Annotated in this window: 15 protein-coding genes and 2 tRNA genes; 2 read left to right on the forward strand and 15 right to left on the reverse strand. The window is 63.2% G+C overall.

Translation table 11 applies throughout. The features are described from left to right. Nucleotides 1-32 precede the first annotated feature (32 nt). A complete protein-coding gene (locus tag EJ079_RS22545; RefSeq protein ID WP_127810221.1) occupies nt 33-818 on the reverse strand; it encodes a TSUP family transporter in 786 nt (261 codons plus the stop codon). Between the two features lie 148 nt (nt 819-966). Here EJ079_RS22545 and EJ079_RS22550 point away from each other — a divergent pair, with 148 nt between their 5' ends. Continuing rightward, nucleotides 967-1,398, forward strand: coding sequence for a TerB family tellurite resistance protein (locus EJ079_RS22550; RefSeq protein WP_127268808.1), 432 nt, complete (start codon nt 967-969; stop codon nt 1,396-1,398). Nucleotides 1,399-1,418: 20 nt separating this feature from the next. Here EJ079_RS22550 and EJ079_RS22555 read toward each other — a convergent pair whose 3' ends face one another. The 5 genes from EJ079_RS22555 to EJ079_RS22575 all read right to left on the reverse strand — a co-directional run bounded on the left by EJ079_RS22555 (nt 1,419) and on the right by EJ079_RS22575 (nt 7,784). Then, nucleotides 1,419-3,041: a dipeptide ABC transporter ATP-binding protein gene (locus EJ079_RS22555; RefSeq protein ID WP_127810222.1), complete on the reverse strand. Its 1,623-nt coding sequence runs from the start codon at nt 3,039-3,041 to the stop codon at nt 1,419-1,421. After that, nucleotides 3,038-3,907, reverse strand: coding sequence for an ABC transporter permease (locus tag EJ079_RS22560; protein ID WP_127810223.1), 870 nt, complete (start codon nt 3,905-3,907; stop codon nt 3,038-3,040). Before EJ079_RS22560 ends, EJ079_RS22555 begins: the two co-directional genes overlap by 4 nt. Then, complete coding sequence (locus EJ079_RS22565; protein WP_127269831.1) at nt 3,904-4,851, reverse strand: ABC transporter permease; 948 nt, start codon at nt 4,849-4,851, stop codon at nt 3,904-3,906. Before EJ079_RS22565 ends, EJ079_RS22560 begins: the two co-directional genes overlap by 4 nt. Before the next feature lie 13 nt (nt 4,852-4,864). Then, a complete protein-coding gene (locus EJ079_RS22570; RefSeq protein WP_127810224.1) occupies nt 4,865-6,343 on the reverse strand; it encodes an ABC transporter substrate-binding protein in 1,479 nt (492 codons plus the stop codon). Between the two features lie 160 nt (nt 6,344-6,503). Then, nucleotides 6,504-7,784 carry an acetylornithine deacetylase/succinyl-diaminopimelate desuccinylase family protein gene (locus tag EJ079_RS22575; RefSeq protein ID WP_127810225.1) on the reverse strand — a complete coding sequence of 427 codons (1,281 nt, stop codon included), beginning with the start codon at nt 7,782-7,784 and terminating at the stop codon, nt 6,504-6,506. Nucleotides 7,785-8,006: 222 nt separating this feature from the next. Between EJ079_RS22575 and EJ079_RS22580 the strand changes: the two genes are divergently transcribed. After that, nucleotides 8,007-8,435, forward strand: a complete 429-nt coding sequence (locus EJ079_RS22580) for a L,D-transpeptidase (RefSeq protein ID WP_023812266.1) — start codon at nt 8,007-8,009, stop codon at nt 8,433-8,435. 61 nt (nt 8,436-8,496) lie between these two features. Here the strand turns inward: EJ079_RS22580 and EJ079_RS22585 are convergent, their stop codons facing one another. From EJ079_RS22585 to EJ079_RS22625, 9 genes are all read right to left on the reverse strand, one after another. Continuing rightward, the gene (locus tag EJ079_RS22585; protein ID WP_164873981.1) at nt 8,497-9,480 is read right to left on the reverse strand and encodes a lipid A biosynthesis lauroyl acyltransferase; all 984 of its coding nucleotides are present in this window, start codon (nt 9,478-9,480) and stop codon (nt 8,497-8,499) included. Between the two features lie 13 nt (nt 9,481-9,493). Further along, nucleotides 9,494-10,522, reverse strand: a complete 1,029-nt coding sequence (locus EJ079_RS22590; protein WP_127398721.1) for a zinc-binding dehydrogenase — start codon at nt 10,520-10,522, stop codon at nt 9,494-9,496. 37 nt (nt 10,523-10,559) lie between these two features. After that, a complete protein-coding gene (locus EJ079_RS22595) occupies nt 10,560-11,831 on the reverse strand; it encodes a beta-ketoacyl-ACP synthase (RefSeq protein WP_027039033.1) in 1,272 nt (423 codons plus the stop codon). Between the two features lie 51 nt (nt 11,832-11,882). Further along, the gene (locus EJ079_RS22600; RefSeq protein WP_127810226.1) at nt 11,883-13,073 is read right to left on the reverse strand and encodes a beta-ketoacyl-ACP synthase; all 1,191 of its coding nucleotides are present in this window, start codon (nt 13,071-13,073) and stop codon (nt 11,883-11,885) included. Between the two features lie 56 nt (nt 13,074-13,129). Beyond that, a complete protein-coding gene (locus EJ079_RS22605) occupies nt 13,130-13,411 on the reverse strand; it encodes an acyl carrier protein (RefSeq protein WP_010909964.1) in 282 nt (93 codons plus the stop codon). Between the two features lie 232 nt (nt 13,412-13,643). After that, a complete protein-coding gene (locus tag EJ079_RS22610) occupies nt 13,644-14,786 on the reverse strand; it encodes a slipin family protein (protein ID WP_164873836.1) in 1,143 nt (380 codons plus the stop codon). Between the two features lie 356 nt (nt 14,787-15,142). Then, a tRNA-Asn gene (locus EJ079_RS22615) sits at nt 15,143-15,209 on the reverse strand. Between the two features lies 1 nt (nt 15,210). Beyond that, nucleotides 15,211-15,284, reverse strand: a tRNA-OTHER gene (locus EJ079_RS22620). Nucleotides 15,285-15,513: 229 nt separating this feature from the next. Continuing rightward, a complete protein-coding gene (locus EJ079_RS22625; RefSeq protein WP_127267431.1) occupies nt 15,514-16,062 on the reverse strand; it encodes a histidine phosphatase family protein in 549 nt (182 codons plus the stop codon). Nucleotides 16,063-16,141: the final 79 nt, after the last annotated feature.

Here is a 16,141-nt window from a genome sequence, read left to right on the forward strand (position 1 = left end):
TTCGAACAGCGGCATTCTATCAGGGCGCGTGATCACACACCAATCAGGGCGCGCAGCGGGTTCGCCGGGTCGGCCAGCAGCTTCACAGCAAGCGCCAGGCACACGATCACCAGCAGCGGCTTGATCAGTTTCGCGCCGATGCGCATGGCCAGGCTGGCGCCGACGCGGGCGCCGATGAACTGGGCAACGCCCATCATCAGGCCGATCTTCCAGTAGACGACGCCGAAGGCCGCGAAGACGATGAAGCCGCCGATGTTGGAGGCGAAGTTGAGCAGCTTGGTATGCGCCGTCGCCTTGAGCACGCCATAGCCGGCAAGCGCCACGAAGGCCAGCATGTAGAAGGAGCCTGCGCCCGGTCCAAACAGGCCATCGTAGAAGCCGATCGCGGGTACCAGGATCAGTCCGAATAGGAAGGGCGACAGCCGCTCGGCGCGATCGATGTCGTTCATGTTGGGCTTGAACGCGAAGTAGAGCGCGATGGCGATCAGCACGATGGGCAGGGCAGCCCGCAGAATGACACCCGGCACGATCGTCGCCAGCAAGGCGCCGATGGCGCTTCCGACAAGGGCCAGAAGCGCCGACGGCAATTGCCGGCGGAGGTCCACATGACCCTTCGATGCGTAGTGGATGGTCGCCGAGCCCGAGCCGAACATGCCTTGCAGTTTGTTGGTGGCGAGCGCCTGGACCGGCGTGAAGCCGGCAAGCAGCAGCGCCGGCACGGTGATCAGCCCGCCGCCGCCGGCGATCGAATCGACAAAGCCCGCGGCAAAGGCGGCGAAGGCGAGCATGGCGACGGTCTGGATGCTAAGGTCGATCATCTGATTTATGGCGGTGTCCGGCCGGCTGAAATATCGGGCGTTCGACCACGGCCGCCCTGTTTGCGCAAGGTCGATTCCGCGCTACCTCTATCCAAGCGCATCGCGCTTGGATTTATATTTGTGTGGTTAACCCGGAAAGAGGCTCCTGATGGCATTCGCATTGCTGGACCAGATACGTCAGATATTCGACGGCGACCCGGGTGTGCGCAAGGTGGCGGACGATCCGGTCCTGTCGGCGGAACTGCTGATGTTGTTTCGCATGATCCTGGCCGACGGGTCTGTCAGCGAGAGCGAGATGGTTGTCTTCCGGCGCATCTGCAAGGACGCCTTCGGCATTGCGGAAAGCAGTATCGACAGCGTCATCGAATATCTCAACGAGTTCGGCTACGAGACCAACGGCTCGCAGGCGATTGCACTGTTCCGCGACCTCGATGTCGAGCGGCGCCGGCAATTGGCCAAACATATGGCGGAGATCGCCAAGGCGGATTCGCAACTTGCCGAGAGCGAGATGCGCCTTCTGCGCCGCACGCTCGACCTGCTCGACATCAGCCCGGTCGATGTGGTGAAGCCGCAGGAGTGATTGGACGCCTTCTCTCCTGATCAGCCTTGCTCTCGCAGCCGCGTCGCGATCGCCCGGTGCAAATCAGGGGCGGCGGTGACAAGCGCCTTGGCCGCCTCGGATTGCGGGTGGTCGAGCACCGCGTTCGTCTTGCCGCGCTCGACGATCTTGCCGTCATGCATGACCAGCACCTCGTCCGTAATGGCGCGGGCGACGGTCAGGTCATGGGTGATGAAGAGATAGGCGATGCCGAGCTTCTGGTTGAGCTCGGCGAACAAATCAAGGATCTGGGCGCGGATCGAGACGTCGAGCGCCGAGACCGGCTCGTCGGCGACGACCAGCTTGGGGCGGGTGATGATGGCGCGGGCGATCGACAGGCGCTGGCGCTGGCCGCCGGAAAATTCATGCGGGTATTTGTCCATGTCGCTGATGCCGAGGCCGACTTCGTGCAGCGCATGCGCCACCATTTCGCGGCGCTCGGTGCGCGTCGGCTTCTTCTCCAGCACATGCAGGGGTTCGGCGACCAGTTTTTCGACCTTCTGACGCGGGTCGAAGGATCCGTAGGGATCCTGGAAAACGACCTGCATGTCACGGCGAGCCGGCTTCAGCTCGGCTTCGCTCTTGCCGGTGACGGTCTCGCCGCGAAACCGGATCGTACCCGAGCTTGGCCGATCCAGCGCCAGGATCATGCGGGCGAGGGTTGACTTGCCGCAGCCGGATCTGCCGACCAGCGCCACTGACTGACCCGGCGCCATCGACAGCGAGACATCGTCGACGGCGCGGATGCCAGGCGCGCGTTTGAACAATGAGGTGCGCCGTCCGGGATAGTCGCGTGTCACGCTTTCGACCTGAAGCAAAGGTCGGCTCGTCTCGATGTCATGCAGCCTGGCGCGCGCCGGCACATGCATCGAGGCCTGCGCCAGCTGGCGCGTGTAGGGATGGAGCTGTTCGGACAGCGTGCGCGCAGTGTCGCCGGCTTCCATAACCTCGCCGCGGCGCAGGATAGTGATGCGGTCCGCCATCTCGGTCACCACGGCGAGGTCGTGCGAGATCAGGAGCAGGCCCATGCGGCTCTCGGCGACGAGGTCGCGCAAGAGGTCGAGGATCTGCGCCTGCAGCACCACGTCGAGCGCCGTCGTCGGCTCGTCGGCGACCAGCAGCTTCGGCTTCAGCGCGCAGGCGATGGCGATGACGACGCGCTGGCGCTGGCCGCCGGACAGTTCATGAGGATAGCGCGACATAGGGAATTTCGCCGAGGGCAAGCCGACGCGGTCGAGCATTTTTCGCGCCCGGTCTTCGGCCTCGGCGCGGCTGGCCTTGGTGTGCCAGCGTATGCCTTCGGCAACCTGTTCGCCGATGGTCTTGACCGGATTGAGCGCCGTCATCGGCTCCTGGAAGACCATGCCGATGTCGTCGCCGCGCAGCGCGCACATTTGATCCTCGCTCGCCGTGAGGATGTCGATGCCGTCGAATGTGACGCGTCCGGTGGCCCGCGCGGCATGGGGCAGAAGCTGCATCACCGTCAGCGCAGTCATCGACTTGCCCGAACCGGATTCGCCGACCAGGCCCATCACCTCGCCGGGCGCGACGGAAAGCTCCATACTTTTAAGGATCTGCGTGTCACCGATGGTCAGCGACAGGTTCTCGATGTCGAGCAGGCTCATCGCTGCCGCCGCGATTTCGGATCGAGGATGTCGGCGATGCCGTCGCCCAGGAGGTTCAGCCCCAGCACGGCGACAACGATGGCCATGCCCGGAAAGATCGCCATCCATGGCGCCACCACCATGCGGGTCTGCGCGTCGAACAGCATGCGGCCCCAGCTCGGCATTGGCGGTTGCGTGCCCAGGCCCAGATAGGAAAGCCCGGCCTCGGCCAGGATGCCCAGCGCGAACTGGATGGTGCCTTGCACCAGGAGCAGCGTGGCGATGTTGGGCAGCACATGTTCGATTGTGATTTGCGCGCTGCTCTTGCCGGCGGCGCGTGCGGCGAGAATGAACTCGCGCGGCCAGATCGCCAGCGCGCCGGCCCGGGCGACACGGGCAAAGACCGGGATGTTGAAGATGCCGATGGCGATGATGGCGTTGATCGCGCCCGGCCCGAAGATGGCGGTGATCATGATCGCCGACAGCAAAGCCGGGAAGGCGAAGACGAGGTCGTTCAGCCGCATCAGTGCCTCGTCGACGAGGCCGCCGCGTGCCGCCGCAAAGGCGCCGAGCGGCACGCCGACCCCCATGCCGATGCCGACCGCGACCAGCGCCACGGCAATCGAATTGCGGGCGCCGACCATGACCATCGACAGAATGTCGCGGCCGAAATGGTCGGTGCCGAACCAGTGCGCCAGCGAGGGTGCCTGCGTCTTGTCCGATATCACCAGTTTGGTGACGTCGTAGGGCGTCCAGGCATATGAGACTACAGCCATTGCCAGGATCATGAGGGTAATGACGAAACCGGCCACGAAGGCGGTATTCCTGAATGCCTTGCCCAGGATGCTGCCGAACGTCTCCTCTGGGATGTCGATGTGCAGTGTCATTGCCGGCTTCTCAGGCGCGGATCGACCACCGCATAGGAAAGGTCGACGAGGAGGTTGACGGCGATGACGGCCGCGACCAGCAGCATGACGACGCTTTCGACCACGATCAGATCGCGCTGCGTGATGGCCTGGAACACCAGCCGGCCGAGGCCGGGCAGATAAAACACATTCTCGATGATGATGGTGCCGGCAAGCAGGAAGGCGAATTGCAGGCCCAGAATGGTCAACACCGGGATCATGGCGTTGCGCAGTGCATGCCGCCACAAGACTGCGCGATAGGGCAGGCCCTTGGCGCGGGCGGTGCGGATATAGTCCTCGTTGAGGACCTCGATCAGCGCCGAGCGGGTAACGCGCGCCAGGATCGCGGCTTGCGGCAAGGCAAGTGCGACCGCCGGCAGCAGCAGCGATTTCAAGGCTGGCCAGATGCCGGCACTCCAGCCGGGAAAGCCACCGGCCGGGACCAGCCGCAGCCAGACGGCGAAGACATAGATCAGCATCAGTGCGAACCAGAAATTGGGCACGGCGACGCCAAGCTGTGCGGCGCCCATCGAAATCGTGTCACCGGCGCGTCCACGCCGGCTGGCGGAAAACAGGCCAACGGGAATCGCGATGATGGTGGAGAGCGCAAGCGCAATCAGCGCCAGCGGCAGCGAGACGGCAAGCCGCTCGCGCACCAGGTCGATGACCGGCACCGAATAGGTGTAGGAGCGGCCGAAATCGAGGCTGAGCAGGCCGCCGGCCCATTGCAGGTAGCGCAAGGCCAGCGGGGCGTTGAGGCCCATCTGGTTGCGCAGCAGCTCGACCTGATCGGCACTGGCGTTCAGGCCCAGCATTAGCCGCGCCGGATCGCCGGGCAGGATCTCCAGGACGGCGAACACCACCATGGAAGCCAGCACCAGCGTGGCGAGCGCGACGGCGAAGCGTTTTAGGAGGTAGGCGGTCATGGAAGGTGGGGGATCACTCGCTCCACTTCACCTTGGTCAAATCATTGGCCTGGATCGGGGCGTTTTCCCACAGGCCTTGCAGCTTGGCGTCCCAGACGCCGACCTTGGGCAGTTCGTAGAGGAAGCCGACCACGGCATCGTCCGCCAGGATCTTCTGTGCCTGCCCCAGCAATTCCTTGCGCTTGGCTTCGTCGGAGGTGACGCCGAGATCGGCAATCACCTTGTCGAAGGCCGGGTTGTCGTAGTTGAAGTAATAGTCCTTGCGCGAATAGATATCGATGTCGTTGGGCTCGGTGTGGGAGACGATGGTCAGGTCGTAATCCTTCTTGGTGAACACCTGATCCAGCCACTGCGCCCATTCGACCGGGATGATCTCCAGATCGATGCCGACGTCGCGAAGTTGTGAGGCTATGATTTCGCCACCGAGGCGGGCATAGGCGGGCGGCGGCAGTTTCAGCGTCGCCTTGAAGCCGTTTTCGAGGCCTGCCTCTTTCAGCAATTCCTTGGCCTTGGCGACATCATGCTGGTAGCGGCCGGTGAGGTCGACATAATCCTTGCTGGCCGGCGACATGTGCGAGCCGATCGGCTGGCCGAGGCCGGCCGAGGCGCCGTCGATGATCGCCTTGCGATCGAGCGCGTAGGAGATCGCCTGCCTCACCTGCAACTTGTCGAAAGGAGGCTTCTTGTTGTTGATCGACAGGATGGTCTCACCCTCGGTCGAGCCGATCACCACCTTGAAGCGCGGATCGTCCTTGACCTGCGCGAGGCTGTCGGCATCGAAGAACGGGAAAGCCTGGATGTCGCCGGAAAGCAGGGCCGGCACATAGGCCGCGGCATCGGGCACGATGCGGAATTCGGCCTTGTCGAGGGACGCCGGCGTGCCCCAGTAATTGTCCGATTTGACCAGCGTGATCGACGATCCCTTGGCCCAGCTCTGGAACTTGAACGGGCCGGTGCCGATCGGTTTCTCCTTGTTGGTCTCTGCCGATTCCGGCGCCACGATCACCGCGTCACCCCAGCCCATATTGTAGAGGAAGGATCCCTGCGGGTTCTTCAGCGTCACTTTGACGGTCGCCGGATCGACGACGTCTATCGTATCGATGGCCGCGAATAGGCCCTTTTGCGCGTTGACCGAATTTTCGGCGCGGGCTCGATCGAGCGAGAATTTCACGTCGCCGGCATCGAAGTCGGTGCCGTCATGGAATTTCACGCCGGTGTGCAGCTTGAAGGTGTAGACCTTTCCATCATCGGAAATGGTCCAGCTTTCGGCCAGATCCGGCAGCACCTCGCCATTGGGCCCGATGCGTGTCAGGCCCTCGAACACATTGGCATATAGAACCTCGTCGATTGCCGCGGCGGCACCTGCGGTCGGATCGAGATGCGGGGGTTCGAGCGGAATGCCGATGACCAGGTCGGTCCGCGCGGCAAACGCGGAAGCGCCGGCGGCCAGCGACAGCACCGCGGCCGCCAGGATGGTTTTCCACAGTTTCATCGTGCGACTCCCCATGCGTTTCAGACACGTGCTCGAACCCGGGCGATAGAAGCGTGATTTCGCCGCGGAGTAAATTGCGTTTCGTTCTGCCCGTTGGCGTGGCCGGGAATGTTTTGTCCTGGCCACCGCATCGGCAGGTCGAAGCTTGTCGCGGTGCGCCTTACCCCGCGGCTGTGCCGCGCAGCAGCACGTTGAGCCCTATCGCCATCACCTTGGCCGATTCTACCATGTCCGATATCCCGACCCATTCGTCCGGCCGGTGGGCGAGGTCGAGAATGCCCGGCCCATAGGCGATGCAATCATAGATATGGCCGATGCGCGCAATGTGCTTCTGGTCGTAGGTGCCGGGCGAGATGACGTAGTCGGGTTCGCGGTCGAAGATCGCCATGATGCCTTGCGCAACCGCTTTGACCACCGGGGCGTCGCGCTCGGTCATCAGCGGCAGCACTTCCATCAGGTCGCGGATTTCGTAGTCGAATTTTGTCCGCTCGCGCTTTAGCCGGTCGAGAATACCGGTCACTTCGCCTTTGACGGTGTCGAGATCTTCCTCCAGCAGGAAACGACGGTCGATGGTCAGCCGGCAGGAGTCGGGCACGTTGGGCGACGGCAGGCCGGGCCGGAAGTCCTCGGTCTGGCCGCCATGGATCGAATTGATGTTCATGGTCGAGCGTTTTGCCCCTTCGGGCACGACCGGCATGCGCGTCATCTTACGGTCAAGCGCAGGGAACAGCTCGTCCTCGAAAGCCCTCAGCACGGCGCCCATGTGGCGCACCGCATTGTCGCCGAGAAACGGCATCGAGCCGTGCGCGATCTCGCCCTTGGTCTCGATCTCCGCCCACCAGACGCCGCGATGCCCGAGGCAGATGCGGTCCTTGTTGAGCGGCTCGGGAATGATGACGTGGTCGACCCTGGGTTTTGAGAAATAGCCGAGTCTGGCCAGATGGGCGACGCCGCCGAAGCCGCCGGACTCCTCGTCGACGGTGCCGGATATTTCGATGACGCCGGGAAAGTCGGGGAAGACTTCCAGGAAGGCTTCGGCTGCGATGATCGAGGCGGCCAGTCCGCCCTTCATGTCGCAGGCGCCGCGACCATAGACCTTGCCGTCTTTGACGACGCCGGCAAAAGGATCGACGGTCCAGCCGTCGCCGGCTTCGACCACGTCGATATGCGAGTTGAAGTGGACGCAGGCGCCTGACGATCTTCCGTCGAAACGGGCAACGACATTGACGCGCGGGTAGCGGTCGGTGTCGCCGGGCGTGCCTTCGGCGCGGATGAATTCGGTCTCGAAACCACTCTTCTTCAGCCGCGCGCCGAGATATTCGGCGCATGGCCGATAGGCCTCGCCGGGTGGATTGATGGTCGGAAAACGGATCAGCTCAGTGGTCAGCGCGACGACATCGTCGCGCCTGTCATCGATTGCCCGGAGGAGTCGCTCGTTCATGCCCAGAGTTGAGCAGCGATCTCGGCGGTTTTGCAAGCCCGTTGGTGATCGAGCCTGTGCGGCGTGTCGTTGCGGCAACTATTGCGGGAAATCGTTCAAATTCGCTGCTTTGGATTGGCGAATTGGTCAAGGTGTGTGTGTTAGCCCGTTCATCTGCCATTAAAAAGATGAGAGACAATTTGAGGGCAGGCAGGTTAGGGGCAATCAAAGGGGTTTGATCGCATGAAAAAGACAGTTCTCATGGCAGCCGTGTTTGTTGCGATGCTGTTCGGTGCTTCGGGGCAGGGCTGGGCAGCCAGCCTCGTTGCAAATATTGACGTGTCTTCGCAGACGATGACCGTCAGATATGGCGCGTCGGTTTACCGGTGGAGCGTCTCCACCGCGCGCAAAGGTTACATTACGCCGCGCGGCAGCTATCGGCCGCAACGGACGGCGCGGATGTGGTATTCGCGCAAATACGACATGTCGCCAATGCCTCATTCGGTGTTCTTCCGCGGCGGCTATGCCATTCACGGCACCGGCGCGGTGAGGCAGCTCGGGCGCCCGGCATCGCATGGCTGTGTGCGCTTGCACCCGACCAATGCCGCCGCCTTCTATGCGATGGTTCGGCAAGCCGGTTTCGGCAATACGCGCATTGTCGTCACCAACTGAAGAGATTCAGGTTCGCTGTTGTCGGCTGGCGCAGGGCTAACACCCTCGCCAGCAGTTCTGTTTAAGCGTTCGGGACCGCTTTTGCCTGCGAGGGCCGCTTTCGACGCCCGCCGCTGATCTCCCACCTTTTGTGGAACCACATCCACTGGCCGGGATCTTCTCGCACCCAGCGTTCGACGACATCGTTGAGACGCTGGGTGGTGGCGTGGACATCGACGCTGCCGTCAGCCGTGCGCGGCAATGTCAGCTTGTCCTCGATTTCGAGCCGGAAGCGGTTGCCTGGCAGCCTGATGCAGCGAGCCGGATAGACGTCGCAGTCATAGTGACGGGCAAGGGTGGCCAGCACCCGATTGCTCTGGCACGGACGGCCGAAGAATGTCGTCTCCAGTCCGTTGGAGAATTTCTGGTCGACAAGGATGCCGATGTTGCCGCCGTTCTCCAGGACCCCGGCCAAGGCGAATGAGGCACCGGCCATCGATGGCAGCAACGAGCCCATGGTCGAGCGGCGCGTCGAGAGGATGTAGTCGGCAAGATAAGGATTGTTGGGTGGGCGAAACAGCGCCGTGATGTTCATGCCGAAGGTCGCCGCCGCCACCGGCAGAAGTTCGAAATTGCCGAGATGGCCGGTAAAGACGATGTGCGGCTTCACTTCGCTGGCGATTTCGAGGAAGTGGTCCGCTCCTTTGACCTCGATGCGGCCGGGCTTGATCGCTGTAGGGTCATAGTCGAAGAGGGCGTCGAGAAAGATGTATTCCGCGGCAAGACGGGCCATGTTGCCCCACATGTCGGAGGCGATCGCCTGGATCTCGGCTTCGCCCTTTTCCGGATAGGCCTTGCGCAGATTGTCGACGGCGACCTGATGGCGTCCCACCCGGGGGCCGACCATGCGTGCGGCGCGGTCGGCGAAATTCAACGCACTGTCGGCCGGCAGCAGGCGCAGGACCGAGATGATCATCATTGCGGCGCGCGCCACCAGCCAGTAATTGAGCTGGCGCAGTTGCCTGCCGTAGCGAAATTTTAGATCCCGGCGGAACTTCTTGAACACAGAGGTCAAGGCTCTAGCCGACGCGCAGGATGATCTTGCCGAAAACGTCGCGGCCTTCCATGCGCTTCAGCGCGGCGTCGATACCGTCGAAGCCGACTTCGGTGTCGATGACGGGTGCGACCTGTCCCGCCGCCATTTTCTGCATGGCGTTGGCCATGTTTTCCATGCGGCAGCCAAACGAGCCAAGCAGTTTCAATTGCTGCTGGAACAGCTGCATGAGGTTGATCTGCGTCGACACGCCGGAAGTCGAACCGCAGGTCACCAGGCGGCCGCCACGCTTCAGGCACAGCATCGAGGCGGCAAAAGTGTCGGCGCCGACATGTTCGAAGACGACATCGACGCCCTTCTTCTTGGTCAGCTTGCGCACGACGCCCTCGAAACGGTCGTCGCGGTAGTTGATGACATGGTCGGCGCCGAGCGCCTTGGCTTTGTCGATCTTGTCGTTGGAGCCGACCGTGGTGATGATGGTGCAGCCCATCCGTTTGGCCAGCTGGATGGCTGCCGAGCCGATGCCGGATCCGCCGGCATGGATAAGGATCGTCTCGCCGGGCTGTAGCCTGGCGTTGTCGAACAGCATGTGCTCGACCGTGCCGAAGGTGACGGGCGCGACCGCCGCGCCGATGTCGGTCACGCCGGGCGGGGCAGGGACCAGCAGGCGAGCCGGCAGGTTGATCTTCTCTTGCGCGAAACCGTCGAGATGGAAACCGTGCACACCCGAAACATGTTCACAGAGGTTGTCGTGGCCTTCGCGGCAGGCTCGGCAGAGGCCGCAGGTGCGCGCGCCGTAGATCGATACCAATTGTCCGGGCAGCAGGCTGGAAACGCCGGAGCCTACCGCCTCGACCTCGCCCGAGGCTTCGGCGCCGACGACCAGCGGCAGCTTGCGCTTGGCGAAGGCCATGCCGCGCCAGCCCCAGACGTCGATATGGTTCAGCGCCACCGCCTTGATGCGCAGCGTGACTTCGCCAAGTGCCGGCGGTGGGGGAGGCGGCAGGTCCACCGTTTCAAGACGGCGGTCCTCGATAAGTTGCAATGCGCGCATTGGGCCTGTCGGTTTCGGTCTGGCTGAAAAAGGTCGCTTAGACCGGTTCCCGCGCCATGACAAGGCAAGTGTTCTGGCCGCCGAAGCCGAAGGAGTTCGACAGCACGGTGCGGACCTCGGCATTGCGCTTCTTGTTCGGCACCACGTCGAGCACGATCGCGGGGTCGGGATTGTCATAGTTGATGGTCGGTGGAATGACGCTTTCGCGCATCGTCATCAGTGAGAACGCCGCCTCGACGGCGCCCGCCGCCGACAGCGTGTGGCCGATCATCGATTTGTTCGACGAGACCGGCATCGAGCCGATCCGCTCGCCGAACACCGTCGACAGCGACAGATGCTCCATCTTGTCGTTTTCCGGCGTCGAGGTGCCGTGGGCGTTAACGTAGTCGATCTCGTCCTGGCTCAAGCCGGCATCGGCTAGCACAGCACGAACCGCCGCGATCGCCGGCGAAGCGTCCGGCTTCGAGCGGGTGCGGTGGAAATCGTCCGCCTTTTCGCCGCAGCCGCGCAGGATGCCAAGAATCGTGGCGCCGCGCGCGAGTGCGGTTTCCAGTGATTCCAGCACCAGCGCGCCCGAACCCTCGGCGAGGACAAAGCCGTCGCGGTCCTTGGAGAAAGGTTTTGACGCCTTTTCGGGAATGTCGTTGTGGGTCGACAGCGCTGACAGCAGCGAAAAGCGGATCAGCGCCTCGGCGGTCGCCGAACCGTCGGCGCCGATCGACAGCGCGCGGTCGCATTCGCCGCGGCGGATCGCCTCGACGCCGAGCTGGATGGCGGTGGCGCCGGAAGCGCAGGCGGTCGACAGCGTGATCGGCAGCCCGCGGGTGCCGAAACGGTCGGCAAGCCGGCCGGCGATCGAGCCGAACTGCGTGGTCTCGAAAAAGTCGAGTTCTTTCAATCCGCGCGCCACCCGCAGCAGCCGTTCGCCGCCGGAGTCCAAATCATTGGAATTGTAGAGCGCGAAGCGGTCGTGCCAGTCGAGTTCGACCGGCGGTGAAGCGAGGAAGAGAGGACCACCAAAATCACCGGAATCGAGGCCGGACTCGGCCACGGCCTCACGCGCGGCGGTTTCCGCCAGTTCATAGGTGAGATGGCTGGAGCCCTTCGAGCTCGACGGCAGGAAGTCGACCATGCCGGAGATGCGGGTGTTGAGATGATCGACCGGAAAACGGGTAATCGGGTGGATGCCCGACTTGCCCGAGGTCAGCGCCGCCCAATTATCGGCCTTGCCGACGCCAAGCGAGGTCACCACGCCGATGCCGGTGACGGCAACGATCGGCCTGCCCATATGATCGTTCAGATTGGCCATGCGGTAGCCCTCGATCGTTTATCGTTGCGGCATGGATCGTGGACCACCGCCTCAGGCGGCGTTGACGAGCGCCATGCCCTCGAATTGGTGATAGCCGATCGCCGTTGCAAGGACGGTTGCGGGAACCCCTTCGAACGGCTTCTCGGCTGCGGCATCAAAAACAGGGTAGGCGGCCTTGCGATCGACGGCCAGCGCCGCCAGTGCCACAGCGAAGGGAAACTGTGCTTCCTTCATGTGCCCGGTCAGCGTCGAGAAACCGCGCGCGGCAATCGCCGGATTGGCATCGAGCGCGGCTTTCTCGGCGATGGTTGCCGTATGGGCGCCCGACGCGCCCGACAGGGCCAGCAATTTGCCGTTCGGCATTGCAGCCTGCTTGAGCAGTGCGGCGATCTCGGCGTCGAGTTCTCCCCGTGGGCGCCTGGCGCGGCCGGAGACGACCGGCCCAAGCTCGGCATAGATCTTGCGGCCGCGGCTCATCGCGTGTTCGCGCTGCTCCAGCACCAGGAAGGCACCGCCGGATCCAGTCACGACGCCGCCGCCCTCAGCCCCCTGTCTTTGCCAGACCGGCTTCCATGGGCCGCGATGCAGATAGCCGGCGAGTTCATAGCCGAGCAGCATGTCGGAATGTTCGGTCTGGAAGGCGCCGCCGACCAGGATGTGCGTCGACTGGCCGGAGCGGATGCGCGCGGCTGCTGTCTCGACGGCGGCGACACCGGCACCTTCCTCGCCCATGAAGGTTCTGGATGAGCCGGTCACCTTGTGGACGATGGAGATGTTGCCGGCGAGCAGATTGGAAAGCTGCGCCAGGAACAGTGTCGGCCGCAATTCGGTGGTCAATTTCTCGTTGATCAGCACATCGCGGTCGTTGCGGCTTTCCGACGCGGCGAGAATGGCGGCATCGACCGCCTCGTCGCGTTCGCCGCCGCCCGCGGCCACGACCATGTCCATGGTCGTGCAGAGTTCGTCATTGCCCTTGATGCCGGCGTCGTCCAGCGCCAGGCCTGCGGCATAGGTGCCGAGCCTCTGCCAGGTTTCCATCTGGCGCTGATCGCCACGTTTGGCGATCTGCAGGTTCCAGTCGATCTCCGGCAATGGATGAACGGTATAGGGTGCAAAGCGCGCCGCTTCGAGCACCGGTTCCAGCCCCGGCTGCACGAGCTTTTGCCAATGGGCGTCCGGACCTTCCCCCAGCGAGGAGACAAGGCCGATACCTGATATGACGACGTCGCGGGGGCTGCTCATGTGCGGCTTTGTGGGTCAGGCGGCAGAGCGCGTCAAGATCGAACGCTCAACCGATGTCAGGCGGTCTTGGCGGCAACCAGCGCGTCGATCTTGGCGCACAGGTTCTTCATGACGAAGTAATCGTCGGTCGAAGCCTTGCCGTCATTGACCTCCTGGGTCCACTTTTCCAGTGGCACCTTGATGCCGAATTCCTTGTCGATGGCAAAGACGATGTCGAGGAAATCGAGGCTGTCGATGCCGAGGTCGTCGATCGTGTGGCTCTCGGGCGTGATCGTGTCGATATCGATCTCGCTGGTGTCGGCAATGATCTTGGCGACTTTGTCGAACGTGGTGGACAAGGGCTTTTCCTTCGGTTGCGGGCGGAATCTGTCCGCATCTTGTTTGGGCGCTGTCTAATCGGTTTTTCCCGGCAGGAAAAGGCCTGATGCGCCGGGCGCAGATGGGTAGGGCATCCAGGAAACGCAAGAAGGGCCGCCGGTTTACCCGGCGGCCCTTCTGTTGACGTCACGTCAGCCTTTGTTTCGATGCAGGTCGTTTTTCCAAAACCGGAACCACTTTGGGCGACATGCATCAGCTGTCGCGGAGCTTGACCAGATCGTTCAGCAGCCCGCCGGTTCCGTTGTGGACGGTCAGCCGCTCGACCTTGCCGGCGATGGTTTCCAGAGCCTCGAGCTCCTTCAACCGCAGCATCACCGGGTTTTCCGCCATCACCCTGGCCGTGTTGAGGAGGGAACGCGTCGCGTTCGTCTCCTCGCGGCGACGGATGATGTTGGCCTCGGCCTGCTTTTCGGCCGACACCACCTGGTTGAGGATCTCGCGCATCTCGCCCGGCAGGATGACATCCTTGAGCGCGATATCGCTGACCTCCACCCCGATCTCGGCCATATCGGCGCGGACCTTGCCAGCGGCCTCCTCGTCGATCGTCACCTTCTTTTCAAGGATCTGATCGAGTGTCAGCGCGCCAAGGGTCTTGCGGAAGGCGTACTGCAGGGCGCGGTAAAGGGCTTCGGAGAAGTCCTTCACCATGCTCACCGCCTTGACAGGATCGACGACCCGGTATTCGGCCGCGATGTTGACGCGGATCGTGACGCGATCCTTGGTCAGCACTTCCTGCCCGGCAACGTCGAGCGACTGGCGCTTGAGGTCGACGACCTTGATCTGCACCATGCGTCCGACGTTCCAGAAGCCATGCACGCCCGCCGTCAGCGTCCTGACCAGAACACCGTCGATGAACAGCAGTCCGGCCTGACCGTCGACGACCGGATGGACGGCCATCAATTCCGCCTTCCGGGCCTGGCCGAGCCGGCGCATGACCGCCGCATCGATGGCGAGATCGGCTGCTGTGTCGATCAGCGTCACCTTCCACGGGCCGGCATCCGTCCACAGCACCAGCTTGCGGTCCGGCGCCAGCACGGCGTGCAGATTGCCGTCACGCTCGATGATGGCGACATCCGTGCGCCCGGTGCGAACGACGGTGAAATGACACGCGGCTACATCCGGGAGCTTGTCGAACAACGCCTTCTCGTATGCCGAAACGAATTCCGGGTTCTTCAGATCGTGCCGGGACACTTCGAGGCTGCCGCGCCGGTTGGCGAGCCAGTGCTCGCCCGGCAGCAGGACAGTCTTGATTTCCCCCTTGTGGAGGGTGAGGGCACGTTCGTTTTCCTTTACGAGGACGCGCTCGCGCCCAAGAACCTTGTCGAGAATTGTCATTGTCTTACTCCTGTCGGGCATGGCCCCATGCGAGGCGTCAAGTCATGCGTCGATCGTTCCTTTCGTTTCTCGTTTCACGTCGTCTCTTGCGTCATAGCCCGGGCACGAATGATCCGGGGACTGGTGGCATCAATCCGTGGCGGGCCTTCGGGAGCGGATCGCGGGGCAGTGAAGCGGGCGCCGGAGGCCTTGGCCTCCCTTGCCGGCGACGCTGCGCCTTGATCGTCACCGCGGGCCTGGCCGCGAGCCGATGGCGAAAGACGCTTGGGATGATCCGCGCCCGAGGGCTTGGGCCATCCGTCCAGTCTTTCGCATTCCAGTCCCCGGACCGTTTTTCGGATGGCTTTTCAGGCCAATGGAGAAGGAATCGAACCTTCGACAGTCAGATTAACAATCTGATGCTCTAACCAAACTGAGCTTTCCGTGGTGCAGATGAAGGGAATTGAACCCCCGACCTCCGGACCCAAATCCGGCGCTCTCCCGCTGAGCTACATCCGCGATCCCAATCCCCAAAGCAGCGCCGTATACAGGGCGGCAAAGCCGCCTGCACGGGCGGAGGCGAAAGCTCCAACCGTTGTGCTCACTTCGGTTCTCGTGACCGGGAGCGCGCCTATAGCCCCTGCGACGGGTTGTCGCAAGCGGCATTGTCGTGGCGGATTTGCGGCTTCTTGCGGCGGTGGCATTTAGGCAACACCGCTTTCGACGTCAGCGATCGCGCGCAGGGCGCTCAGAAGGTGACGCGGCCGAGCACGCGCAGGCCATCGCCCTGCGGCTCCACGACCACGGCCTCGCCTTCGCGCGGTGAGATGCCGGTCAGCGCCACGATGTCTTCCAGATGGGTAACCATGACCAGATTGTCGGAGCCGGAATAGGCGCGGATTTCTTTCAGGATCGCCGCGATCTGCGCGGCTTTCTGCGCCTCGTCGCCCTTCAGGAGATCGAGCGGAGCAAACAGCTCCGGCTCGGCCTCGAAGGCGATGCGGGCAGTGTCGAGGCAGCGGCAATAGCGGCTGGACAACACGCGCTCGATCGGTGCCGCACGGGCGGCAAACAGAGCGCCGATCTTGCTCGCCTGTTGCTTGCCACGCGCCGACAGGTTCATCTGGGTGGCACAACTGTCGATGTCGAAATTGGCCGGGTCGGTGGTGCCGGTGACCATGGCATGGCGCAGCAGCACGACATGTCCGCCATCGCGCAGCAGCGCCCAGCCTGCATCCGTGGCGTGGGCCACGCCGGGAATAAGAAACAGGAACAACGCCAAGGCAAATCGAATCATCCGCTATCCTTCTCCGGTTCCCGGCAATGGGTTCCGGTGACGGGACATATAGGGACGGTAAAGCCAGCCGAAAGACAAG

It is taken from the genome of Mesorhizobium sp. M7A.F.Ce.TU.012.03.2.1 (genome assembly GCF_004006095.1).
Taxonomy (GTDB): domain Bacteria; phylum Pseudomonadota; class Alphaproteobacteria; order Rhizobiales; family Rhizobiaceae; genus Mesorhizobium.

Bases quoted from the DNA above. Each gene is read 5' to 3' on its own strand.
- EJ079_RS22545 (WP_127810221.1), bottom strand. From the start codon at position 818: ATGATCGACCTTAGCATCCAGACCGTCGCCATGCTCGCCTTCGCCGCC.
- EJ079_RS22550 (WP_127268808.1), top strand. From the start codon at position 967: ATGGCATTCGCATTGCTGGACCAGATACGTCAGATATTCGACGGCGAC.
- EJ079_RS22555 (WP_127810222.1), bottom strand. From the start codon at position 3,041: ATGAGCCTGCTCGACATCGAGAACCTGTCGCTGACCATCGGTGACACG.
- EJ079_RS22560 (WP_127810223.1), bottom strand. From the start codon at position 3,907: ATGACACTGCACATCGACATCCCAGAGGAGACGTTCGGCAGCATCCTG.
- EJ079_RS22565 (WP_127269831.1), bottom strand. From the start codon at position 4,851: ATGACCGCCTACCTCCTAAAACGCTTCGCCGTCGCGCTCGCCACGCTG.
- EJ079_RS22570 (WP_127810224.1), bottom strand. From the start codon at position 6,343: ATGAAACTGTGGAAAACCATCCTGGCGGCCGCGGTGCTGTCGCTGGCC.
- EJ079_RS22575 (WP_127810225.1), bottom strand. From the start codon at position 7,784: ATGAACGAGCGACTCCTCCGGGCAATCGATGACAGGCGCGACGATGTC.
- EJ079_RS22580 (WP_023812266.1), top strand. From the start codon at position 8,007: ATGAAAAAGACAGTTCTCATGGCAGCCGTGTTTGTTGCGATGCTGTTC.
- EJ079_RS22590 (WP_127398721.1), bottom strand. From the start codon at position 10,522: ATGCGCGCATTGCAACTTATCGAGGACCGCCGTCTTGAAACGGTGGAC.
- EJ079_RS22595 (WP_027039033.1), bottom strand. From the start codon at position 11,831: ATGGCCAATCTGAACGATCATATGGGCAGGCCGATCGTTGCCGTCACC.
- EJ079_RS22600 (WP_127810226.1), bottom strand. From the start codon at position 13,073: ATGAGCAGCCCCCGCGACGTCGTCATATCAGGTATCGGCCTTGTCTCC.
- EJ079_RS22610 (WP_164873836.1), bottom strand. From the start codon at position 14,786: ATGACAATTCTCGACAAGGTTCTTGGGCGCGAGCGCGTCCTCGTAAAG.
- EJ079_RS22625 (WP_127267431.1), bottom strand. From the start codon at position 16,062: ATGATTCGATTTGCCTTGGCGTTGTTCCTGTTTCTTATTCCCGGCGTG.